This window comes from Archangium violaceum (assembly GCF_016859125.1).
GTDB lineage: Bacteria > Myxococcota > Myxococcia > Myxococcales > Myxococcaceae > Archangium > Archangium violaceum_A.
The window spans coordinates 12,216,844-12,239,595 of sequence record NZ_CP069338.1 but is presented as its reverse complement, the minus strand read 5'-3'; the positions used below and the strand labels follow the sequence as shown (position 1 = coordinate 12,239,595).

Genomic DNA, 22,752 nt, shown 5'->3' with positions numbered 1-22,752 from the left:
GGATCAGCGGGAGGGCGCGAGCACCCGCACCAGCCATTCGAGCACCGCGTTGACGCGAGCGCTGTGGCGCAGGTCCGGATGGGTGACTGCCCACAGCTCTCCGGTGGGGAGCCCGGTGGCGCGTGGAAGGACGGGCACCAGGCGTGGCTCACGGGCGGCGAGCAGCTCCGGTACCATGGCCAGCCCATGTCCCTCGGCACAGGCGGTCATGAGGAGGGTGGTGGCACTGGTGCGCACCACGATCCGGCCTCCGGAGGCATTCCGGCGCCGCCATACCTCGTGGGGCGAGGACTCCTGCGCGGCGTCGGGCACCACCCAGTCGTGTTGGGACAGGTCGCGTAGGCTCGAGGGCCGCCCGCGCCGCGCGAAGTAGGGCTCGCTGCCGTACACGCGGAAGGGAAAGGGGACGAGCCGCCGCGCCAGCAGCGATGGCTCTCGGGGTCGGAACGCGCGGACCGCCACGTCCGCCTCCCGGCGCGATAGATCCAACACGCGAGGATCGGCGCGCAGCTCCACCTCCAGGTCCGGGTGCTTCGCCCGTAGCTCCAGCAGCCGGGGCGTGAGCACGTACACGGCCAGGCCGTCCCCCGACGTGAGGCGCACCGGACCCGCCACGCGTTGGTCCTCGCCGGTCAGCTCCCGCTCGGAGGCGAGCACCTCGGCCTCCACGCGCTCGGCATGGGCACGCAGCCGCTCTCCGGCCTCCGTGGGAACCAGTCCGCCCGGCGTGCGCCGTAGCAGCTTCACTCCGAGCTCCGTTTCGAGTGCCCCGAGCCGCCGGCCGATGGTGGTAGCGGCGACACGCAGCGCTCGCCCGGCCGCCGCATGGGTGCCATGGCGGTAAACGGCGAGGAAGTAACGCAGATCATCCCAGGCCAACATGCCGTGCATTCTCGCACGTCCAGCCTGCACGAACGTTCGTTTCCGCAGCCCCCATCCCCATGCATCCTTGAGGGGCATGAAGATCTACACACTGGAAAGCGGAAGCGGTTTCGACGCCCTCCAACCCTCCCAGAGGCCGGACCCGGAGCCGGGCCCGCATGAAGTGCTGCTGCGGCTGCGCGCCGTGTCGCTGAACTACCGAGACCTCGCCATCCTGAGGGGCACCTATGGGAATTTCCCTCGTCCGCTGGTGCCCGTCTCGGACGGGGTGGGTGAAGTCGTGGCGGTGGGGCCGGAGGTGCGCCGCTTCAAGGTGGGGGACCGCGTGATTCCGGCGTATGTGCCGGACTGGGTTCGCGGCGGTCCCACCGCGGAAACCTCACGTCGGCGGCTGGGTGGTCCGCTGGACGGATTGCTGCGCGAGTACGCCTGCGTGCACGAGGATGCGGCCATCGCAGCGCCCGCGCACCTGACGGACGCGGAGGCTGCGACGCTGCCCATCGCCGGGGTCACCGCATGGCACTCGCTCTTCACCCAGGGGCGCGTGGGTCCGGGAGACACGGTGGTGGTGCAGGGCACGGGTGGGGTGTCGCTGTACGCGCTTCAACTCGCACGGCTGGCGGGGGCGCGGGTCATCGTCACCTCCCGCGGTGGGGACAAGCTGGATCGCGCGGTGGGACTGGGCGCGGCGCATGGCATCCACACGCGGGAACACCCGGACTGGGCGGTGCGCGTCCTGCTGCTCACGGGGGGGCGCGGGGCGGACCATGTGCTGGATGTGGTGGGAGGGGAGGGCGTCGAGCGTTCCATCGAGGCCACGCGCATGGGCGGGACGGTGAGCCTGGTGGGCTTCCTGGAGAGCCCCGCGGTGCGGTTCGACCTGCGGCGCGCTTTGCAGAAGGTGGTGCGGCTCCAGGCGATATCGGCGGGAAGCCGCGAGGATCTGGAGTCGCTAGGGCGGGCGCTCGCCGAGCACGGGGCGCGGCCGGTGGTGGACCGTATCTTTCCGTTCAGCGAGACGAGAGCCGCGTTCGAGTACCTCGCCAGCGGGGCTCAGTTCGGAAAGGTGGTCATCGCCGTCTCATGAGTGAAACACGACTCCTGGGCTCGTCATGGCGCGCAGTACAGACGTCCATTACTGAGAGTGTTTGTTGTGAGAGATTGGAGCCGCGCTGTGGGGGCTGCGGCGCTTCATGACAGTCACCTCGCTTCGCGGTGTGGTTGCTGAGCCTCTCGGGCTCTTGAAGCGCCACGGGCCGTGTCTGGTATTCCAGACACGGCCCGTTCATGGATGAATGGGCTGATCGCCCGCGTCTACCTGCTCAGTTTTCGCACACCACCTGCGGGCAGCCGCCACCCGCCGGGGCGCAGGTACCACAGCTCGCGTTGCAGCAGAAGTAGCCCTTGCCGCAGTAGTTCGAGCCGCAGGGGCCTCCGATTCCGATGGAGATGTCCGCGGCGGGCTCCTCCTGCTTCGGCTCGGCCTTCACCGTGGGCTCCTCACACATCACGTCGGGACATGCGCCACCCTTGGGGGCGCAGATGCCACAGCTCGGGTTGCAGCAATAGGTGCCCGCACCGCACACGTTCTCGCCGCACTGCGTGCCGCCGATCGCCAGCGCTTCTTCCACGCTCGCGGGGGCCTGCTCCTGCCCCTGCTGTACCGGGCTACCGCATGCCGCCACCAGGGAGACCAGGGCCACCACCATCAGATGCATCTTCATGATTCGCTCACTCCTCAATCGAGGTTGGGGGGGTCCGTCCATGCCTATCAAATCATGAGAGGCGTGAGCAACGGGGATGCCACGGATCCATGACGACCCGGTCCACACTGCTCGATTTCTTGAGGTAGGAGAAAGATGTGATTCGAGCGAAACAAGTGATGCGCTTAAAGCAGGGATGTGTAAAAATACGCTTAAAACCAGCTTGGAGTGACATGAACCGACTCAAATTGCTGTCCATCGTCGGCCTGATGACCCTGGTGTGGTCATCGGCGGCCCACGCCCTGGTCTATGGAGTGAACATCCACCCGCCGCACGTCAGCACGGTGGATAAAGCCAGGCAGATGGCACTTGTCCTGAGCCAGAGGAACGTTCGTTCCGTCCGGTTGGACATCTCTCCCAATTCGAACATCACCTGGCTCACGCAGGTCGTTACCGCTTTCAAGGAGCGGAACGTCGAAGTGGAAGCCATGCTGTATGATCCGAAGAACAACAATTATACCTGTGGGACCCAGGCCACGGAACAGCAGGCCTATGATGCCACGAAGAACATCGTCAATCAGATGAAGCATCTGATTACGGTTTGGGAGCTCCAGAACGAGCGGCAGCTGAAGATCGCGCCCGGCTCGTCCGCCATGGATGCCTCTCCCTACAACAATGATTGTGGCCGGCGTGAGGCCGCCGTCAACCGCGGCATGGCCCGGGCCATCAAGGATGTCAGGGCGAGCTCCGGGATTCCCCTGCGAATCGTTCTGGGGTTCATCGGCCGGGCCTATGGATTCATCGACTTCATGATCTCCCAAGGCGTGGAGTTCGATGTCCTGGGTTATCATATCTACCCTTGGGAGGAGCAGGCGAACCCGGATACGGATCCCTGGTTTGGTTCCGGTGGGCTTTTCGCCAATATGGCTCGCTTCAACAGGCCCGTTAAGATCAACGAGTTCAACTGCGCGGAGATCTACGCGGGAGATCCCAACACCCCTTACGGTGATAGGACCCTGTATGAGAACCTCGCCGGAAAGCCGATGACCGAGGCCTGTTTCAGGGGCATCACGAGGCATCTGAAGATCATCTTGTCCCAGACGAAGGTCAACGTCGAGTCGATGCATTTCTACGAGCTTCTGGATCAGCCCGAGCTCGATTCTCTGTCCGAGAGCCGCTTCGGGTTGATGTATGACATCAACACTCCGAAGATCCACCTCTTCCTGGTCTCCGCTTTCGCCGGGGGAGACCTCAGCACGGCGGAAAGGACCGCGATCACGAGCCGCGGGTTGCTGACCAATGCGCAGATCGACGCGTATCGAGACGCGGCGGGTGGGGGCGGTGAGCCTCCTCCCTCGGATGAGGAGCCTCCCGAGGTCCACGACTCGATGACGCATGCCGACTATGTGAAGTACCTCTATGAGATCCTGCTGGGCCGGGTGGGCGATTCAGGCGGGCTGACGACCTGGACCAACGCGCTCCTGAATGGCTCGATGACCCGTATCGAGCTGCAGATCGCCTTCCTCGAGTCCAATGAGTACAAGGTCAACAGGCTCGCCACGGGCAACTATGCTCCCGCCTCGACGATGAACGCGATGTCCAACACGTACTTCGTGTCCTATGCGTACGCCGTCTTGTTGGGGCGGGATCCCGATGCCTCCGGGCTCGCCACCTATGTCGACGCGCTGCAGTCGGGAGCGACTCGCGGCGACGTGGTGGAGTCCCTCATCAACAGCGCCGAGTACAAGGCCCGGTACGGGTTGTAGGCGCTCGGTGATGGCCCCGGCTCAGGTCACACTGACGCCGGGGTACCGGCCCGGTGGGTTGGCGGGCTCGATGATGCGCCGCTTGTCGCCCAGGGAGGGTGTCCCGGCCGGTCCGGCGTCGGGGTTCATCACGGGTACGGAGCGCGTGGGCTGCTCGTCCTCCTCCGACCCCGCCTCCCTCTCACGCTCGGGGGGAGTGGGAGCCAAGGGGACCTTCAACACGTCTTTCTCGCTCATGTTTTCTCTCCCAAGGATGTCCCCTCAACATGAGGGTGCCCCGGACGAAGGGCACCTGGTGCCAGGATGGCCGCCTGCTCGACGGGCTGCCCTGGGAGGCTCAGTGGCAGCTTGGGTGGCCCGCGCTGACGCCCACCGCCCGATAGATGAGCACCGCCGCGGCCAGCAGAGGCACCGCGCGTTTCAGCGCGAACTCCGCCATGCGCGGTTTCCGTTGCCATAAGCCCGTCTGGAGCTGGGCCCCCAGCAGCGCCGGGAGCCCGCCCAGCGCGAACGCTCCCATCAACAGGGCTCCGCCTCCAAAGGAGCCGCTCGCCAAGGCCGCCGCGTACACGCCGTAGAGCAGGCCGCACGGCAGGAGCGGGGTTACCGCACCCATTGCGCCCGATTTGCTCAAAAGCGAAAACTTTGCGCTCGCCCGGGTGACGGCACCGGCCAGGTAGGACAGCCCCGGGAGGGGGCGCAGCCGCTTGCCCAATTCCAGCGCCGAGGCCACCAGCGCCGCCGCCATCACCCACGGCAGATAGGGCCGCGTCGAGACCGCGAGGGCCTGGGTCACCCCTCCTCCCAACGCCCCCAGCAGCCCGCCCACCAGTGCGTACGAGCCCACTCGGGCGCTCTGGTAGGCGAGCACCGCGCGCCACCGCTCCGGGCCCTTCACCCCCGGCAGTCCCGCGCACGCCAGCGGCCCGCACATCAGAAGGCAGTGCACGCTGCCGGTGATGCCCACCACCAGGGCTCCCACCGCGCCCGTCCATACGCTTTCGAGAAAGGGAAATGCCGGGGTCATGCCCCGGTGCATGGCAATGGGCATGCCGTTCGCAAGGGGCCCGGTCCGATGCCGGCCTCCCAGCCAGCAGAGCAGCCCTCGGCCTCGTGCCGTCACTGCGGCAGCCCCGTCCCCGAGGGCGCGTCGCTGAAGGACTTCTGCTGCGCGGGCTGCGAGGCCGTCCACCGTCTCCTCGTGGACCAGGGTCTGACCCGGTACTACTCGCTGGCCGATGGCAAGGCGGCCCCGGCGCCCGAACCCAAGCAGGACCGGGGTTTCGCCTGGCTGGAGCCGCTCGTGGCCCGCGCCGAGTCCTCCACCGGCTCCGTCTGTGCGCTCGAGCTGGATGTGCAGGGCATCCACTGCGCCGCATGTGTCTGGCTGATGAACGAGCTGTTCCGCCGTCAGCCCGGTGGGGCCTCGCTCACCGTGAATCCGGCGCTCGGCAAGGTGCGGCTCGCGTGGCGCAAGGGCGCCCTCGACGTGGCCGCCTTCCTCCGCTCCGTCGAGGGCTTCGGCTACCTCTTCGGCCCCAGCCGCAAGCGCTCCGAGTCCGCCTCGCACGACCTGCCCATCCGGCTCGGCATCTGCGCCGCCATCACGATGAACGTGATGCTCTTCTCGGTGAGCTTCTACGTGGGGCTCACGCCCGCCGACGGCGAGGTCTTCTCCCTCTTCAGCCAGCTCAGCGTGTGGCTCTCCACCGGCGTGGTGCTGGTGGGCGGCTGGCCCTTCTTCCGTTCGGCCTGGCGCGGGCTGCGCAGCGGCGTGCTCCACCTGGACCTGCCCATCGCCCTGGGCATCCTGCTCGTCTTCGCCACCTCGCTGCTGAAGGCGCGGGATGGCCGGGGGGACCTCGCCTACTTCGACACGCTCAACACCTTCGTCACCCTGATGTTGGTGGGCCGCTGGCTTCAACAGCGCGTCCTCGAGCGCAACCGCCGCTTCCTCCTGGAGGATGATGGCGCGGACGGCCTCTTCACCCGCAGGCAGGAGGGGGACAGGCTCGTCACCGTGCGCGCCGCCGAGCTGCGCGCGGGGGATGTGCTCGTCATCGCCCCGGGCGAGCTGGTGCCCGTGGACGCCGAGCTGCTCGACGCACGCGCCAGCTTCTCCACCGACTGGGTGACGGGTGAGCCCGATGTGCGCGCGGTGGAGAGGGGAGGGGAGGTGCCCGCCGGGGCCTTCAACGCGGCCCGTGCCGCCGCCCACCTGCGTGCCCGAACGGACTTCCAGGACTCTCCGCTGGTGGCCCTGCTTCGCCAGACGCCCGCCGCGCCCGGCCGGGTGCCCGCGCATGCGCGCTTCTGGAACGCGGTGTCCCGCCGCTGGGTGCTCTCCGTGTTGCTCGTCTCCGGGCTGGGGCTCGCGCTCTGGCTGCCCCAGGGTCAGGACAAGGCGCTGCAGGTGGCGGTGGCCCTCCTCGTGGTGACGTGCCCCTGCGCCATCGGCATCGCCGTGCCGCTCGCCTACGAGCTCACCCAGACGCGCCTGCGCCGGCTCGGCCTCTTCGTGCGCAGCCAGGATCTACTGGACCGGCTTCCCCGCGTGCGCAAGGTGCTCTTCGACAAGACGGGGACGTTGACGCTCGGCCGGCTCGAGCTGGTGGACCGCGAGGCCGTGAACGCGCTCGCGCCCGGGACTCGCGACGTGGCCTTCGACATGGCCGCGCGCAGCAACCACCCGGTGAGCCGTTGTCTCGCCGCGGCCCTCTCCCGCACGGGCGCGCGCTTCTCCGCCGGCGCTCAGGTGACGGAGCACCCCGGGCAGGGCCTGGAGTTGCTCCGGGAGGATGGGACGTGGCGGTTGGGTGCTCCCGCGTGGGCGGCACCTGGGGCCACGGGGTTGGAGGGGACCGTCCTTGCTCGCGAGGGCCAGCCGCTGGCCACCTTCGCCCTGCGCGAGTCCGTGCGTGCCGATGCGCGCCGGGAGATTCAAGCGCTGAGCGAGGCGGGCCAGGAGGTGTGGCTCATCTCCGGCGACGCGCCCGAGCGGGTGCGTGCCATGGCCGGGGCGCTGGGCGTACCGGTGGAGCACGCGCTCGGTGGCCAGCGTCCCGAGGACAAGGCCGAGGCGGTGGCGCGAATCGAGCAGGCGGACACGCTCTACCTGGGCGATGGCGTCAATGACAGCCTCGCCTTCGAGCGCGCCTTCTGCGCGGGTACGCCCGCCATCGACCGGCCGGTGCTGCCGGGCAAGTCCGACTTCTTCCTCATGGGCGAGGGGCTCTCGTCCATCCGCGAGGCGTTGGAGCTCTCGGGCCGGCTGCGCCAGGTGGTGCGCCGGATCATCGGCGTCTCCCTGGTCTACAACGTGGTGACGGTGTCGGTGAGTCTCGCGGGTCTGATGACTCCCCTGCGCGCGGCGGTGGTCATGCCGCTCAGCTCCCTCTCCCTCATCCTCTTCACCCTCGCGAGCCTCTCCGCCAGCCGCCAGCACGCGGCCAGCGAGAAGCCGCGGGCGCTGAAGGAGGTGCCCGCATGAATGTCATCGTCTTGCAGGTCTTCGTCAGCCTGATGCTCGTGGTGGGCTCGGTGCTGCTCTACGCCTTCAGCGTGCGGCACCGGGACTACGAGCACTCCGACCGCCTGGCCCTCTTCCCGCTCGAGGACGACACCGCCCGCCCCTCCCGGGCGGAGTCCTCCGACTCCACGCCGCAGCAATGAATGTCCCGAGGTGATCTCGTGCAACAGCAACGCATCGTCTACGACGACACCACCACCCGGCGGTTCATCACCGCGTCGATCCTGTTCGGCGTGGTGGGCATGCTGGTGGGCTGTATCGTCGCCGCCCAGCTGGCCTGGTGGCAGCTCAACTTCGGCGTTCCCTACCTGACCTTCTCTCGCCTGCGCCCGCTGCACACCAACGCGGTCATCTTCGCGTTCGTGGGCAACATGATGTTCGCCGGCGTCTACTACTCCACCCAGCGCCTGCTGAAGACGCGGATGGCGTCCGATCTCCTCTCGAAGATCCACTTCTGGGGGTGGCAGGCCATCATCGTCGCGGCGGCCGTGACGCTGCCTCTGGGTATCTCCACCTCGAAGGAGTACGCCGAGCTCGAGTGGCCCATCGACATCGCCATCGCGCTCATCTGGGTGGTGTTCGCCATCAACTTCTTCTGGACGCTGGCGAAGCGCAACGAGAAGAACCTCTACGTCGCCATCTGGTTCTACATCGCCACCATCATCACCGTGGCGGTGCTGCACATCGTCAACAGCCTGGCGCTGCCACTCAGCCCGCTGAAGAGCTACTCCGTCTTCGCCGGTGTGCAGGACGCGCTGGTGCAGTGGTGGTACGGCCACAACGCCGTCGCCTTCTTCCTGACCACGCCCATCCTGGGCATCATGTATTACTTCCTGCCCAAGGCGGCCGAGCGCCCGGTCTACTCGTACCGGCTCTCCATCATCCACTTCTGGGCCCTGGTCTTCATCTACATCTGGGCCGGTCCGCACCACCTGCTGTACACCGCGCTGCCCGACTGGGCGCAGTCGCTGGGGATGATCTTCAGCGTCATGCTATGGGCCCCCTCCTGGGGCGGCATGCTCAACGGCCTGCTCACCCTGCGCGGCGCGTGGCACAAGCTGCGTGAGGAGCCCGTCATCAAGTTCCTCATCGCCGGTGTCACCTTCTACGGCATGGCCACCTTCGAGGGCCCGCTGCTCTCCATCAAGTCGGTGAGCGCGCTCGGCCACTACACGGATTGGATCATCGGCCACGTGCACGGTGGCGCCCTGGGCTGGAACGGCCTCATGGCGGCCGGCATGTTCTACTGGCTGGTGCCCAGGCTGTACGGCACGAAGCTGCACTCGGTGAAGGCCGCGGACCTGCACTTCTGGACGGCCACGGTGGGCATCCTGCTCTACATGGTCGCGATGTGGGCCTCGGGCATCAACCAGGGCCTCATGTGGCGCGCCACCAACCCGGACGGGACGCTGCTCTACCCGAGCTTCGTGGAGACGCTGATCGCCATCCGGCCCATGTACATCGTCCGCTTCCTCGGTGGCTCGCTCTACCTGCTCGGCTTCTTCCTGATGGTGTGGAACCTCTGGAAGACGGCCCACTCCGGCCAGGCCGTGGACGGTGAGACCACGGTGGTGGTGGAGGAGAAGGCTCCCGAGTCCGTGGTCGCGGGCAAGCCCGCCTGGGTGGCCGTGGTCACCGGTTGGCCGCTCCTGTTCGCGCTGGCCATCATCGGCATCAGCGTCTTCCTGGGCTGGTCCGGCCCGGTGCGCTCCATCGCCATCATGGGCGCCATCGTGGCGCTGGGTGAGTTCGCGTGGATCATCGCCCGCCGCAACCGCGAGTCCGGTGGGCCCTCCTGGTTCGCCCTCATCGAGGGCCGGCCGCTGGCCTTCACCGTGCTCACCCTGCTCGCCATCCTCATCGGCGGTGTGGCGGAGTTGCTGCCCACCATCCTCGTCAAGCAGGCGGTCCCGGCTCACGGCGAGGCGCAGCAGCCGTACTCCCCGCTGGAACTGCAGGGGCGTGACCTGTACGTGCGCGAGGGCTGCTACGTCTGCCACTCGCAGATGATCCGTCCCTTCCTCGCCGAGTCGCAGCGCTATGGCGACGTGTCCCGGGCGGAGGAGTTCATCTTCGATCACCCGTTCCAGTGGGGCAGCAAGCGCACCGGTCCGGATCTGCACCGCGTGGGCGGCAAGTACCCCAACCTCTGGCACTACACGCACCTGATGGATCCGCGCGCCACCAGCCCCGGCTCCAACATGCCGTCGTACGCGTGGCTCGCGGACAACAGGATCGACGTGAAGCTGGCGCCCAAGAAGCTGGCGCTGATGCAGAAGCTCGGTGTGCCGTACACCAACACCGACGTCGATGGGGCCGAGGCGCGTCAGAAGGCCCAGGCGGAGACCATCGTCGCGGACCTGGCCAGCCAGGGCATCGAGGTGACGTGGGACTCGGAGATGGTGGCCATCATCTCCTACCTGCAGCGGCTCGGACGCGGGCCCCAGGACATCCAGCAGGCTCCGGGCGGTATCAAGACGGCCTCGACGGTGGGAGGGACTCCCTGATGTGGCGCCAATTCTACGAGGGCATGGACCTGGTCCATCTCCCGCTCTTCACCCTTCTTCTCTTCTTCGCTGTTTTCCTCGGCGTGACGGCGTGGGTGATGCTCGCGCGTCGAGGGCAGGACTACGACGCGCTCGCGCGGCTGCCGCTGGCCGAGCCGGGCGCGGTGACTTCCGACTCTCGCGGCGGGAGGAGCCACCATGAGCTCGAGTGACAAGCCGGGCGTTCTCCACATCTATGACGGCATCGAGGAGATGGACAACCACCTGCCCCGGTGGTGGTTGTTCATCCTCTGGACCACCATCGTCTTCGCCTTCGGCTACTGGTTCTACTACCACGTGAGCGGCACGGGCCCCGGCTCCCTCGAGGTGTACAAGGCCGAAGCCGCCGAGGCCGCGCGCAAGGCCGCCTCCGGCAAGCCCACGTCCGACGAGACGCTGCTCGCGCTGATGCAGGATCCCCTGGCGGTGGACCAGGGCAAGACGCAGTTCACGCAGCAGTGCGCGGCCTGCCATGGCCAGAAGGGCGAGGGGCTCATCGGCCCCAACCTCACGGACGAGTTCTGGCTGCACGGCGGCAAGCCGATGGACATCCACAGGACGGTGGCCGAGGGCGTGGTGGCCAAGGGCATGCCCGCCTGGGAGCGGACGCTGGGCGCCGAGCGCGTGCGCTCCATCGTCGCCTACGTGCTGACACTCAAGAACACCCGCGTGCCCGGCAAGGCTCCCCAGGGCGAGCCGGAGCAGTAGGGGAGGGCGTATGCAACCTCGAGCTCCAGGGCCGGATACCGGGCACCTCTCCTCCATCCGGTCGGATGGCTCGCGCGTGGCCATCCACCCCTCGGATGTGCGAGGCCGCTTCGTCCACTGGCGGCGCATCGTCTATGCGGTGCTGATCGCCATCTATGTCGTGCTGCCGTTCATCCGGGTGGGCGGCCATCCCGCCGTGCACCTGGACGTGGCCGCGCGCCGCTTCTACCTCTTCGGGGGCACCTTCAACGCGCAGGACTTCTGGATCGTCCTCTTCCTGCTCACCACCGCCGGCTTCTCCCTGCTCTTCGCCACGGCGTGGCTCGGCCGGGTGTGGTGCGGCTGGGCCTGTCCCCAGACGGTGTTCCTCGAGGGCGTCTACCGACGGGTAGAACGGTGGATCGACGGGCCCCGCGAGCGCCGGCTGCGGATGGCCGCCGGGCCGTGGACGCCGGAGTGGGTGATACGCGCGGTGGCGAAGCACGGGGCCTTCCTCCTCGTGTCGTGGCTGTTGGCGCACGTGGCGCTGGCGCTCTTCGTCTCCGTGAAGGACCTGGATACCATGGTGCGCGAGGGGCCGGGCGGGCATGGCGTCCCCTTCGCCTGGGCCATGGCCGTCACGGGCGCGCTGTACTTCAACTTCGCCTGGTTCCGCGAGCAACTGTGCGTGGTGCTCTGCCCCTACGGGCGCCTGCAGTCGGCCATGCAGGACAGGGACTCGCTCATCATCGGCTACGACATTGCCCGCGGTGAGCCCCGTGGCCGGCTGGTGAAGGCGAAGCTCGGGGCTCCGGAGGCCCCGCGCCAGGGCGACTGCGTGGACTGTCGCAAGTGCGTCACCGCCTGTCCCACCGGCATCGACATCCGCAATGGCCTGCAGATGGACTGCATCGCCTGTGCGCAGTGCGTGGACGCCTGTGACGAGGTGATGGAGAAGCTGGGTCGTCCCAAGGGCCTCGTTCGCTACGACTCGCTCAACGGGCTGGCGGGGCAGCAGCGGCGGGTCATCCGCCCGCGTCTGCTCCTCTACGGGGGCCTGCTGTTGGTCTCCGCCATCGCGCTCACTGTGGGCCTGGTGGGCCGCACGCCCTTCGAGGCCAACCTGCTGCGTTTCCAGGGCCTGCCCTACTTCCTGGAGGGCACCACGGTGCGCAATCAGTTCGAGCTGCACCTGGTGAACAAGAATCCCCTCGAGTCCACCTTCACGGTGCGGGTCGACAGCCCGGTACCGGCCTCCGTGGTGGTGGCACAGCAGGAGGTGAAGCTCGGCTCCCTGGAGAGCTTCCGGCTGCCCCTCTTCGTCACCGTGGAGCGGGGGCTGCGCTTCCCCTTCACCTTCCAGATCCAGGTCACAGACCAGGCGTCCGGGCAGGTGAAGCAGCTGGAAGCCCGCTTCCTGGGGCCTCCCACTCCGGGCCGGTAGCCGGGCGAATGGTTGTTTGAAGCGCAACGCTTGCGTCCGGGCGCAGCCCTTGCGCCCGGAAACGCAGTCGGAATGGGGGGGGCCGAGGGCTCGGCGCTGGCACGGTGCTTGGAATGGCAGGGTGCTCGATGGTCGCGCCCCTGCAAATCCCTACTCCCTCCGAAGAGTTGATGCGCCGGTATGACGTCGCCGGTCCGCGTTACACCAGCTACCCCACCGCCCCCGAGTGGAAGCACGACTTCGGCACCGAGCACTACGCCGAGCGGCTCGACGTGGCGGGCGCCGCTGGCGCCGAAGAGCCCCTCTCCCTGTACGTCCACCTGCCGTTCTGCCGCAGCCTCTGCTGGTACTGCGGGTGCAACGTGGTCATCTCCCAGGACCGGAGCGCCGCGGACGTCTACATCGACCACGTCCTCCGGGAGCTGGACCAGGTGGTGGAGCGGCTGGGCCACCGGCGCAAGCTGTCCCAGGTCCACTGGGGCGGCGGCACGCCCACGTTCCTCTCCGAGGCGCAGCTCGAGCGTCTGTGGAGCGGGCTCAACCGGCACCTCTCCCTGCTGCCGGACGCGGAGGTGGCCATCGAGGTGCACCCGGCCGTCACCTCGAAAGATCAACTCTCCCTGCTGAGGGACCTCGGCTTCAACCGCGTCTCCATGGGGTTGCAGGACTTCAACCCGAAGGTGCAGGAGGTGACCAACCGCCACCAGCCCTTCGAGCAGACCCGGGGCCTGCTGGAGCACGCCCGCGAGCTGGGCTTCTCCGGGGTGAACTTCGATCTCATCTACGGGCTGCCGTACCAGACCCCGGAGAGCTGGGCGCACACGCTGCGGCAGGTGCTGTCGCTGCGGCCGGACCGGCTGGCGGTGTACTCCTTCGCCTTCATCCCGGACGTGCTGAAGCACCAGAAGCGCATGCCGGCCGAGGCCCTGCCGGACGCGCGCACCAAGCTGGGGCTGTTCCGCTCCGCCTGGGCCGCCTTCGTGGACGCGGGCTACCGGCCCATCGGCATGGACCACTTCGCCGTCCCCGAGGACGAGCTGTCCCGAGCCCAGGAGCGGCGCTCGCTGGGGCGCAACTTCCAGGGCTACACGGTGAAGGCGGCCTCGGACGTGGTGGCGCTCGGGGCCACCGGCATCAGTGACGTGGGCGGCGCGTACGCGCAGAACGTCCGCGCCCTGCCGTACTACTACGAGCGGGTCCGCAAGGGCCGCTTCGCCACCGAGCGGGGCATCCAGCTCACCGAGGACGACCGGCGCCGCCGCGCCCTCATCACCCAGCTCATGTGCAACTTCTGGGTGGACCTGGGCGAGGACGGCACGCGCGACTTCGCGCTGGAATTGGAGCGGCTCGCGCCGCTGGAAGATGACGGGTTGGTGCGCCGGGAAGGCAGCCAGCTTGAGGTGACTCCCCTGGGGCGGTTGTTCGTGCGCAACGTGGCGATGGTGTTCGACGCCTACCTGCGCCGGGCCGAGCGGTCCCGCTTCTCTCGGACGGTGTGAACATGGACGCCATCGACATCCTGGTGAACGAGCATCGCCACATCGAGCGCGTCATGGACGTACTCGATCGGGCCGTGGCACATGGGCGCGGAGGCGGGGCCGTGTCCCCGGTGCTCTTCGAGCGCGCCGCGCACTTCCTGCTCAAGTTCGTGGATGGGAGCCACGACGCGAAGGAGGGCGAGGTCTTCCAGGCCCTCATCGCACGGGGGCTGCCGTCGGGCGCGGGCATGTTGGCGGGGCTCTCCGCGCAGCATGAGGTGGGGCGCGAGCTGGCGGGGGAGTTGCTCGAGGTGGCGCGCGGGGTGACACGGAGGGAGAGGGAACCCGAGGAGCTCTACGCGCTCGCGGAGCGCTACGTGCGCCTGCACCGGGGCCATACAGAGGCGGAGGAGGGGCGTTTCTTCCCCATGGTGCGGCGGCTGCTCCCGGTGGACGTGATGGAGCGGGTACGGGCGAAGTTCGCGCGCATCGAGGCGGCGCACGGCTCGCTGGCCGAGGCGGCGGATGCGCTGGAGCTGGCCTTTCCCCTGCCGGCGGCCCCCGTGCGTCGCGCGGGAGGCATGCGTCCTCAACCCTGGGTCGCGAGGTGAGCGCCATGAAGCGCATCCTGGTGGTGGATGGTGAGCCGGCGGCGATGGGCGCGCTGTGCGATCTGCTGTTGATGGATGGCTACTCCGCGGTGGGCTCGTGCGAGACGGAAGCGGCCGTGCAGCGCCTGCGGAGCGAGTATTTCGACGCGGTCATCACGGACGTGGAGCTGCCCGGAGGGCATGGGTTGGACGTGATTCGCACCGCCCGGAGCGAGCGGCCGGACGCGCCGGTGCTGGTGGTGACGGGGCAGGTGAACTCGCTGGCGTCCGAGGCCGCGCGGTCGCTGGGCGCGTACCGCGTGCTGGGCAAGCCGCTGCGCTACGAGACGCTCATCACCGAGCTGCAGCGCTGCATCCAGGGCCGCTGAGGCCCGTTCAGGAGAGGAAGGCGTCAACGCGCACTGGCACCCCGCAGGCGGGGGCCAGGGTGACGCCTCGGCGCGCCACGTCGGGCATATGGTTCGTGGTTGCCCGGAGCCTCACCCGCCTCAGCACCTCGGCGAAGACGATCTTCATCTCGTAGGTGGCGAAGGCCATGCCCAGGCAGCGCCGCGCCCCACCTCCGAAGGGGAAGTATTCGTAGGGGCTGACCCGCCTGCCCACGAAGCGCTCCGGATTGAATCGTCCGGGCTCCGGCCACAGGTCCGAACGGTGCTGGGTGAGATAGATGCTCGGGAGCACGACGACACCCGCCGGCAACTCCCACCGCCCTATCTTCATGGGCCGTTGAAGGACCCGCCCCACGACAGGGGCGACGGGCAGCAGGCGCATCGTCTCCTTCAGGGTCGCGTCCACGTACTCCAGCCGGTTCACCTGCCCGGGTGCCAGAGGCTCCGTTCCGGCGACCTCGTTGATTTCCGCCCGGAGCTTCTCCTCCACGTCCGGCCGCTGGAGGACCTGGTGGAACGTCCAGGCGAGCGTGGCCGCGGAGGTCTCGTGCCCGGCGATCAGGAGGGTCATCACCTCGTCGCGCAACTCCTGGTCTGGTCGGACATGGGCCGGCCGTCCTCGTCACGTGCCTGCATGAGCATCGACAGGATGTCCTCTCGGCCCTCGACTCCCACGGCCCGGCGCCAGGCCATTTCGGCGAAGAGGGAAGTGTTCACCTCCTGGGTGAGACGGCTCAGCCGGGTCCACGGCATGGCTTGGCTCATATCGGCCTTCAACGGACCCAACCGGAGGGGTTTGCTTCCCAGCGACAACAGCTTGTGCATCCTCTCCGCTGGGAGCAGGGCGCTCAGGAACAGCAAGGATGGGTGCGTGCTCAGCTTCAGCATCCGCACGAGCAACTTCCGAAAGCGCTCGAGTGACTCGACCTCGGACAGGCCGAGGACCGTCTTGAGGATGACGTCCAGGGTGATGTCCTGGAACTGCGCGTGGAGGGAGAACGGCCTCCCCACCGGCCAGCGATCGATGACACGGTCGGCTGATTCCCTCATGGACAATCCATAGGAGAGCATCCGCTCTCCGTGGAAGGAGGGCGTCATCATTCGCCGCTCGTGGATGTGCTCCTTCCCATCGAGCAGCAGCAGCGAGTTCTTCCCCACCACGAACTCCGCCAACCGGTTCGCCTCTCCAGCGTGGAGATCCTCCGGTTTGCCCGTGAAGAGCTGGCGGATCATCTCCGGGTCGCTGGTGAAGACGACCGGTGGACTCTTGGGAAAGCGTGCCAGGAAGCAGTCGCCATGGCGCTCGGTTGCCTTTTTCATGAACCCGATGGGGTGGGCGGTCCACTGGAAGAGTTGGAAGAGGGCGGGACGGGGGATGCGTGGCGGAAGCATGAGCAGGTCCTCGAGCTGTCAGGGGGATGGAGTGGACCCGCAGCGGATGTGATGCGTGGCGGAGTGCTCATACGCCCGCCTTATTCTCCGCTTCCACCCTCGTTCGGATGGGCCAGGGCCATCCTTGGGAATCGCGGACACCGGACCTGGTGTAGAGAGACGGCATGGCCGACAAGCGGCGCTTCGAGCTCTTCGCCCAGTTCATCACCGAGCGGTTCCCCGCTCCGCGCATCTACGACATCGCCGGAGGGCAGGGCCGGCTGAACGAGGCCCTGTCCCGGCTGGGGCGCACGGTCACCACCTTCGACCTGCGTCACAAGCACCTGCCCGTGCGCTACGCCCAGCGCATGTTCACGCTGGAGGAGCCGTGCGAGTGCGACCTGCTCGTGGGCATGCACCCGGACGGGGCGACGCGGATCATCATCGAGTACGCGGCGAAGCACCGGCTGCCCTTCGCCGTGGTGCCCTGCTGCTCGGACAACAGCATGCCGTACAACCCGTGGCGGCGGTACCTGGCGGACCTGGCGCGCGAGCTCGGTTTCCCCTCCGTGGAGGAGCATGAGCTGCCCATGGAGGGCCGGTCCCGCGTCGTCCTCGGGGACTTCTCCCGCTCTCCTGACGCTGGCTCACACGGATAGGGACTGGGGCATCTCGAAGGTGGCGTCGTTCCCACCCAGCCCCATCGAGACGGCTCGCCGCCAGTAGGTCATCCCCGCGCTCAGCGCCAGCATGTCCACACCCGGTACCCGCCGTATCAGCTGGCTGGTGCCCGACAGCAGCACCCGCAGCAGCGGTGCCACGAAACGCCAGGCACTCTGGGGGTAGCCCAGCGCGTCCGCGGCCTCGTCACCGATGAGGTAGCGGGAGATGCCGTAACCGAACTCGATGGCCCGCTCCGCCCTGAAGACCTCCTCGGGTGTGTGTGCCTGGAGTCGAGGGCTCTGGATGAGCGCCTCGGCCAGTGCCGCCGAGTCCTCGTCCGGTGGGGCCTGCGTGGTCGTGATCAGCTCCCAGAGGGCGCGTGCCTCGTGTTCGGTGGCGGAGAGCAGCTCCTCGCGCACGCCCATCACGTACCCGTTGTAGCGCCACAGGTGCATCAGGTCTTCCGATTCGTCCGGTGAGAGCTGCACCCCGAGACGCCGCAGCCCATCCACCGCCACGAGGCTGAAGAGGAGCATCGTGCCCGCCATGTCGAGCTGGTTGATGGGGGTGCCCCATGCTCGAGCATTCCACCGCGGCGAGCCCGAGAGGAGGCGTCGGACCTGTGCGTGCATCAGCCGCACCCGTACGGTCGACGCGAAGCCGGGCGCGCCCGGTCGCATCCCTCCTGGCAGGCACACCGCCTCCACGAAGCGGCCCGTTTCGGAGAGCCGGCGCGGCGCGGACGTCGTGAGCCGGCCCGAGAAGGTGAGGGGTTTGTTGCCCGCGGGAGAGCAGTAGCCCATCACGAGAGACCGGAACGCGAGCACGAAGCCACCGAAGAGGCCCGTGCGCAGGAAGGCCGCTCCCCCCCGGTCGCAGCGCTCGTCATCCACCCAGAAGGGAACGTGGTGGACGTGAGCGAAGAAGCGGGTCACCGCCTCGGGTGCCGAGGAGGGCCTGTCGCCCGCTGTCATCCGGCGAATCAGCTCCTCCCTCCGCCGGGGCGAGAGTGTGGAGAGGGCCGCCGCGGCCTCGTCGGCGAGCGGATCTCCCTCGTCGAGCATGGCACCAAGGCGGCCTACCCGGCTTCCGAACAGGCGGTGGGTCTCTTCTGTGTGGATGTAGCGCTCGGGAAACATGGTCCCGGAAGACTAACCATTGCCCGAAAGGGGCCGCCCGCTGAGGTCCCCCGGCTGGTGCGTCAGGCATCACATCGCACGCGTCATGTTGACCCAGCTCTCTTCCTCGCCGCCGCTGAGGCGAGCCCTCGTTCCCTGGTCCACCCGGTATCTTGACGGACGTATCCGGATTTACGTGTGATTCGGAGCGACGGCTTTCAGGCCGCGTCACTTCCCGAGGTGCGACGTGTCCACCCATCTTCCTGGCGCTCGCACGACATGCGCACGGCTGGGCCCCTGCTTTGGTGTCTGGAGCCTGATTGTCCTCTTCCAATTTGCGTGTGCCACGGGCGCCCCACGGGGCAGCTTCCTCCCGAGCCATCACTCGCGCGCGCCACCGTCGGCGGCGAAAGAGCGTGCGGCCGTTACATGGGCGTCCGGTCTCGAATTCTCCACCGCGTACGTCGTGGACTTCATGGAGCCCGGCGCCGTCGCCATCCGGCCGGTGCCCATTTCCAGGGCCGAGTTCCAGCAGTCCTTCCTGCACCTCTCCCGAGACGTGCGGCTGAAGCAGGAGACGCCACGGGAGGCCGCTCACGAGTTGCTGAGCCTGCTGGAGACGCAACCAGACGCCCTCCGGGTGGCGGCGACAGGCGACTGGAAGCTGGAGCAGTATCGCGGCGAGGGCCTCACCTTCATTCCCGAGCGACAGGAGGGCCCGGTTGTCCTCACCCCCGAGGCCGAAGCAGCCCTGGAGGAGAAGTACCTCCGGTGGTGAGTGCACCGGGGCGGCGGCGACTGCCTGGGCCTGCTGGATGATGGGCCCTACCTGCGCACCGATGATCGTCGCACGCTGGCTCTGGCCCTGGCCTTCGGCACCGTGCTCGACGAGACGCGCGCGGCCCTCGTGGGCGAGTTGTTGGACGTGCGGGCACTCGTGTCCCTGGTCGTCTGGACGGTGGCCCTCTACTGCATGATGTGGGCGGTGCCCGAGCCGACGACCAAGGCCCTGGCCGCCGGCGTGACCCTCCTTCTGATGGGCTACCTGGGCCTCGAGACGGTGTACGGGCTGATGGACGGGTGGGCCCGTATGGCCGACACGGCGCACCACGCCACCACCTTCGGGGAACTGCGCGCGGCGGGTGAGGAATTCGGCAAGGTGCTGGGCGAGGATGCGGCACGGGCCCTGATTCTCGCGGTGGCAACGCTCAGCGGGCACACGCTCGGGCAGGTACTGCCTCGGGTGAAGTCGCTTCCGGGCTTCAACCTCGCGGGAGCACGGTTCGAGGCTCAGGGTGGCGCCGCCATCATGGCGCGCGTGGAGGTCGTGGAGACGGCGCTCGCGACGGACGGGGCCCTGGCCAAGGCCGTGGCGACGGTGGAGATGGTGGCCACCTCACCACAGGGCCCCATGGCCGTGGTCATGCTCAAGAAGGGGCAGGGCTCTGGGGCAGGCAGGGCTTCTGGAGGCCGCTCCGCGCAAATGCTCATCCGGCATCGGGGCGGCAACCGGCAGGTGGAACTCAGCGATGGCCAGCGCTGGCACTTGCCACGTGGCAAGTCGGCCGCGGACATTCCCGCCGAGGACAAGGTAGGGGACATGCTCCAGGAGGCCGTCACCCAGGCCGCGAAGGAGTGGGGGCCCGATAAGCTCTCGGCTGAGGAATTCGCCGCCATCCAAAGAGCCGAGAACCAGGGCGAATACTGGCTGGCACGGCTGTTGGAACGCGAAGCCCGGGGTCGCTGGGTCGAAGGTCGGGTGTCCCGCCAGTTCAAGCACCTTTACAACTTCAGTCGGAGCAAGGGCGTCGATGTGGAAGTCCCTGGAGGCTATAAGTACGAGATTCTCTCGGGTACGGAGTCGAACCTGGCGCGGCATGGCCGGCGCATGGCGAGCGAATTCTTCCGGATGCTCACCTTCTGAGAGGGCGGCGGATGCTCTACAAAAAGGTCTTCTACGAGGACCGGGAAATCGAAAACGAGCGGCTGGAGCTGACAGATAAGGGCTCGCTCTACTTCTTTGGCTCCAATGTGACGTTCAGGAATTGCACCCTCGTCCTGAAGGTCTCCGGCAGGAACCTGATCTTCGACCAGGGAACCCGGTTCGTCGACTGTACCTTCGAGGTGAAGCAGGAGTTGAAGAACCATCAGCAATGGGTGTTCGCCTCCCTCAAGGGGTGCCGATTCAAGGGGCGCCTGACGGGGTGCGACTTCGGGCATTGGCCCAATTACTCCAAGGGCGCGGAGCATGGGTCCATTGAGGACTGCGACTTCTCCGAGGCCCGTCTGGGCGCCTGCCGCATCATGGGCTCTGACCCAGCTACCATTCGCTTTCCCAAGTGGCCCTGCTTCACCATCCTGGACCCCATCGGCCGAGCCCCCGAGCTCCGCGACCTCACGTGGCCAGGTCCTTTGGGTGAACTCATTAGGGATATGCTTCCCAAGCACCCACCCAATACCAGGGCCTTGACCTATTACGCCCCCTCGGCCGCCAAGCTGGTCGAGACCACACCCGAAGAGATCCGGGCCGTCATCGAGAAGTTCGACTGCATCGTCTACTGACGGGGTCTCCGCCGATGGCCAGGGCGTAACCGCCTCGGGAGCTTCTCACGACACTCTTGTCAACCTGACAGGGCAGGTGCCCCCCTGATGACGCGTGACAGAGGGTGACATTAGGCTCTCTGGCGTACTTCTCGAAAGGGCCTGTCCATGAAGGCTTCCTATACGCTCAGCCGTCCCGTGCTTCCCGTCGGTACCTCGTCCAAGGTCGACCTGCTGGTGACGTTCAAGGCGGAGGCTTCGGAGGCATCCGCGAAGCGCTCGCTCAATCTCAGCCTCGTCATCGATCGCTCGGGTTCCATGGCGGGCGTCCCGCTGAAGCACGCCCTGCAGGCCTCGCGGCAGCTCGTGGAGCGGATGGGTCCCGAGGACTGGCTCTCCATCGTCACCTATGACGACGCGGTGCACTCGGTCCTCATGCCCACGCGCGTCACGGACAAGGCCGCCATCGGCTCGGTGCTCTCCCAGGTTCGCGCTGGCGGGTGCACCAACCTCAGCGGTGGTTGGTTGAAGGGGGTGGAGCACGTGAGCGCCAACAAGGCCAGCGAGCGCATCAACCGCGTGCTGCTGCTCACGGACGGCCAGGCCAACATGGGTATCACCGACCCGAAGACGCTCGTCTCCACGGCCCGGGAGAAGTCCGCCGCTGGCGTCATCACCACCACGCTTGGCTTTGGCGCCAACTTCAACGAGGACCTGCTCATCGGCATGGCCAACGCCGGCGAGGGGCATTTCTATTACATCCAGACTCCGGAGGACGCCGGGGGCGTGTTCGGCATCGAGATGGAGGGCCTGGGCTCCATCGTCGCGCAGAACCTGGAGGTGACGCTCAAGCCGGCGCCCACGGTGAAGGTGGCGAGCGTGCTCAATCGCTACCGCTTCGAGTCCCGCGGCCAGGAGGTGGAGGTGGGGCTGGGCGATGTGTACTCCACGGAGGAGCGGCAGCTCGCGGCGGAGCTGTCCGTGGACGCGGGGGCGGAGGGCGGTGCTGTAACGCTGGCCACTCTGGTGTACCGGGCGCAGACGGTGGTGGACGGGGCCATCCGGGAGATTTCAGGTGAGGTTCCCATCGTCGCCACCCTGGCGGCGGCCTCGGAGTCGGCGGCGGTGTCGGCGGACAAGAACGTGCTGGCCCAGACGAACCGCCTGCGCATCGCGCGCGTCAAGGACCAGGCCGTCGAGCTCGCCGACAAGGGAGACTTCACCATGGCCTCGCAGCGGCTGCGGCAGGTCATCGCCGAGCTCTCCACCCACCTGGACAAGGCCTCCTATGACATCGCCGAGGAGGTGGAGCAGCTCGCGCACTACGCGCAGCGTCTGGAGTCGAGGAAGTACGATCCCGTCATCCGCAAGGAGCTGAGGGATCAGTCCTACCAGGCGGGCACGCGCAGCCGTGGGGACCTGGCGCTGCGTGGGACGGCGGGCGGTTCGGCGGACGGCCTGGAGGCGGTGTCCAGCGCGGGCACGGGCATCGTCCTCGAGTGCGTGCGCGAGGGTGGCAAGCTGCGCATCCACGCCGCCTCCGAGGGCTACGATCCGAGCTTCAACGTGCAGTTCCCCCGGAGCGTGCGCGAGGAGGGGGTGACGTACGTGGTGGACAAGCTGGAGCCCTCGGGAGATGGCACCTTCTACCGCGTGGTGGGCTCCATCAAGCGGCTGGTCCGGCCGGGACAGGAGCGCGCGGCGCGGGCCTCGGACGCGACTCCCGCGAAGAAGAGCAAGCCCACGGCGTCGAAGGTGACGGCGGGCTCGGCGGCGGACCTGCCCACCACGAACAGCGTGGGCACGGGCGTCATCGTCCAGTGCATCAAGGAGGGCAGCAAGCTGCGCGCCCGCGTGGTGTCGGACGGTTACGATCCCGATCTCAACATCCGCTTCCCCCGCGACATCCGCGAGGAGAACGTGCTGTACGTGGTGGACGAGATCATCACGACCGGCAACGGCGGCTCGTACATCGCCTGCGGGGACATCCGCCGGCTCGTCCAGTAGCGCCGGGGGGAGCGGAA

Annotated in this window: 21 protein-coding genes and 1 pseudogene; 15 read left to right on the top strand and 7 right to left on the bottom strand. The window is 67.7% G+C overall.

The window, feature by feature from the left end; all coding sequences use genetic code 11:
• Positions 1-3 precede the first annotated feature (3 nt).
• Positions 4-891 carry a LysR family transcriptional regulator gene (locus JQX13_RS51635; RefSeq protein ID WP_203406708.1) on the bottom strand — a complete coding sequence of 296 codons (888 nt, stop codon included), beginning with the start codon at positions 889-891 and terminating at the stop codon, positions 4-6.
• A 67-nt stretch (positions 892-958) separates the two neighbouring features.
• Here JQX13_RS51635 and JQX13_RS51630 point away from each other — a divergent pair, with 67 nt between their 5' ends.
• Positions 959-1,969, top strand: a complete 1,011-nt coding sequence (locus JQX13_RS51630) for a zinc-dependent alcohol dehydrogenase family protein (protein ID WP_203406707.1) — start codon at positions 959-961, stop codon at positions 1,967-1,969.
• 235 nt (positions 1,970-2,204) lie between these two features.
• Here JQX13_RS51630 and JQX13_RS51625 read toward each other — a convergent pair whose 3' ends face one another.
• Positions 2,205-2,606 carry a hypothetical protein gene (locus JQX13_RS51625; protein WP_203406706.1) on the bottom strand — a complete coding sequence of 134 codons (402 nt, stop codon included), beginning with the start codon at positions 2,604-2,606 and terminating at the stop codon, positions 2,205-2,207.
• 212 nt (positions 2,607-2,818) lie between these two features.
• Here JQX13_RS51625 and JQX13_RS51620 point away from each other — a divergent pair, with 212 nt between their 5' ends.
• Entirely contained in the window at positions 2,819-4,351 is a 1,533-nt protein-coding gene (locus JQX13_RS51620; RefSeq protein ID WP_203406705.1) for a DUF4214 domain-containing protein, read from the top strand.
• Between the two features lie 21 nt (positions 4,352-4,372).
• On the opposite strand, the gene JQX13_RS51615 is transcribed toward JQX13_RS51620, so the two are convergent.
• Together JQX13_RS51615 and JQX13_RS51610 are read right to left on the bottom strand one after the other, a co-directional pair.
• Positions 4,373-4,588, bottom strand: coding sequence for a hypothetical protein (locus JQX13_RS51615; protein WP_203406704.1), 216 nt, complete (start codon positions 4,586-4,588; stop codon positions 4,373-4,375).
• 100 nt (positions 4,589-4,688) lie between these two features.
• On the bottom strand, positions 4,689-5,333 hold the full coding sequence (locus JQX13_RS51610; RefSeq protein WP_239014388.1) for a sulfite exporter TauE/SafE family protein: 645 nt from the start codon (positions 5,331-5,333) through the stop codon (positions 4,689-4,691).
• 93 nt (positions 5,334-5,426) lie between these two features.
• Here JQX13_RS51610 and JQX13_RS51605 point away from each other — a divergent pair, with 93 nt between their 5' ends.
• The 9 genes from JQX13_RS51605 (at position 5,427) to JQX13_RS51565 (ending at position 15,014) form a co-directional block, all read left to right on the top strand.
• The gene (locus tag JQX13_RS51605) at positions 5,427-7,841 is read left to right on the top strand and encodes a heavy metal translocating P-type ATPase (RefSeq protein ID WP_203406702.1); all 2,415 of its coding nucleotides are present in this window, start codon (positions 5,427-5,429) and stop codon (positions 7,839-7,841) included.
• Positions 7,838-8,023 (top strand): cytochrome oxidase, encoded by a 186-nt coding sequence (locus JQX13_RS51600; RefSeq protein WP_203406701.1) that lies wholly within the window; start codon positions 7,838-7,840, stop codon positions 8,021-8,023. Before JQX13_RS51605 ends, JQX13_RS51600 begins: the two co-directional genes overlap by 4 nt.
• An 18-nt stretch (positions 8,024-8,041) precedes the next feature.
• Positions 8,042-10,387: a cytochrome-c oxidase, cbb3-type subunit I gene (gene ccoN / locus JQX13_RS51595; protein ID WP_239014387.1), complete on the top strand. Its 2,346-nt coding sequence runs from the start codon at positions 8,042-8,044 to the stop codon at positions 10,385-10,387.
• Complete coding sequence (locus tag JQX13_RS51590; protein WP_203406699.1) at positions 10,387-10,599, top strand: CcoQ/FixQ family Cbb3-type cytochrome c oxidase assembly chaperone; 213 nt, start codon at positions 10,387-10,389, stop codon at positions 10,597-10,599. Before ccoN ends, JQX13_RS51590 begins: the two co-directional genes overlap by 1 nt.
• Positions 10,586-11,134, top strand: a complete 549-nt coding sequence (locus JQX13_RS51585) for a cbb3-type cytochrome c oxidase N-terminal domain-containing protein (RefSeq protein ID WP_203406698.1) — start codon at positions 10,586-10,588, stop codon at positions 11,132-11,134. Before JQX13_RS51590 ends, JQX13_RS51585 begins: the two co-directional genes overlap by 14 nt.
• 10 nt (positions 11,135-11,144) lie before the next feature.
• A complete protein-coding gene (gene ccoG / locus JQX13_RS51580; protein WP_203406697.1) occupies positions 11,145-12,557 on the top strand; it encodes a cytochrome c oxidase accessory protein CcoG in 1,413 nt (470 codons plus the stop codon).
• Positions 12,558-12,727: 170 nt separating this feature from the next.
• Positions 12,728-14,056, top strand: coding sequence for an oxygen-independent coproporphyrinogen III oxidase (gene hemN / locus JQX13_RS51575; protein ID WP_239014386.1), 1,329 nt, complete (start codon positions 12,728-12,730; stop codon positions 14,054-14,056).
• Between the two features lie 2 nt (positions 14,057-14,058).
• On the top strand, positions 14,059-14,646 hold the full coding sequence (locus JQX13_RS51570; RefSeq protein ID WP_203406695.1) for a hemerythrin domain-containing protein: 588 nt from the start codon (positions 14,059-14,061) through the stop codon (positions 14,644-14,646).
• 5 nt (positions 14,647-14,651) lie between these two features.
• Positions 14,652-15,014 (top strand): response regulator, encoded by a 363-nt coding sequence (locus JQX13_RS51565; protein WP_203406694.1) that lies wholly within the window; start codon positions 14,652-14,654, stop codon positions 15,012-15,014.
• A 7-nt stretch (positions 15,015-15,021) separates the two neighbouring features.
• Here the strand turns inward: JQX13_RS51565 and JQX13_RS51560 are convergent, their stop codons facing one another.
• Positions 15,022-15,606, bottom strand: coding sequence for a cytochrome P450 (locus JQX13_RS51560; RefSeq protein WP_239015531.1), 585 nt, complete (start codon positions 15,604-15,606; stop codon positions 15,022-15,024).
• Complete coding sequence (locus JQX13_RS51555; RefSeq protein WP_203406692.1) at positions 15,606-16,427, bottom strand: cytochrome P450; 822 nt, start codon at positions 16,425-16,427, stop codon at positions 15,606-15,608. The genes JQX13_RS51560 and JQX13_RS51555 overlap by 1 nt, the downstream gene beginning before the upstream one ends.
• A gap of 164 nt (positions 16,428-16,591) precedes the next feature.
• Between JQX13_RS51555 and JQX13_RS51550 the strand changes: the two genes are divergently transcribed.
• Positions 16,592-17,065: a hypothetical protein gene (locus JQX13_RS51550; protein ID WP_203406691.1), complete on the top strand. Its 474-nt coding sequence runs from the start codon at positions 16,592-16,594 to the stop codon at positions 17,063-17,065.
• Here the strand turns inward: JQX13_RS51550 and JQX13_RS51545 are convergent.
• Positions 17,054-18,133: an oxygenase MpaB family protein gene (locus JQX13_RS51545; RefSeq protein WP_203406690.1), complete on the bottom strand. Its 1,080-nt coding sequence runs from the start codon at positions 18,131-18,133 to the stop codon at positions 17,054-17,056. The genes JQX13_RS51550 and JQX13_RS51545 overlap by 12 nt on opposite strands.
• Positions 18,134-18,434: 301 nt before the next feature.
• Here JQX13_RS51545 and sitA5 point away from each other — a divergent pair.
• The 3 genes and pseudogenes from sitA5 (at position 18,435) to JQX13_RS51530 (ending at position 22,735) form a co-directional block, all read left to right on the top strand.
• A pseudogene (sitA5, locus tag JQX13_RS51540) lies at positions 18,435-20,111 on the top strand (SitA5 family polymorphic toxin).
• An 11-nt stretch (positions 20,112-20,122) separates the two neighbouring features.
• Complete coding sequence (locus JQX13_RS51535) at positions 20,123-20,749, top strand: hypothetical protein (RefSeq protein WP_203406689.1); 627 nt, start codon at positions 20,123-20,125, stop codon at positions 20,747-20,749.
• 147 nt (positions 20,750-20,896) lie between these two features.
• Positions 20,897-22,735: a vWA domain-containing protein gene (locus JQX13_RS51530; protein ID WP_203406688.1), complete on the top strand. Its 1,839-nt coding sequence runs from the start codon at positions 20,897-20,899 to the stop codon at positions 22,733-22,735.
• Positions 22,736-22,752 lie beyond the last annotated feature (17 nt).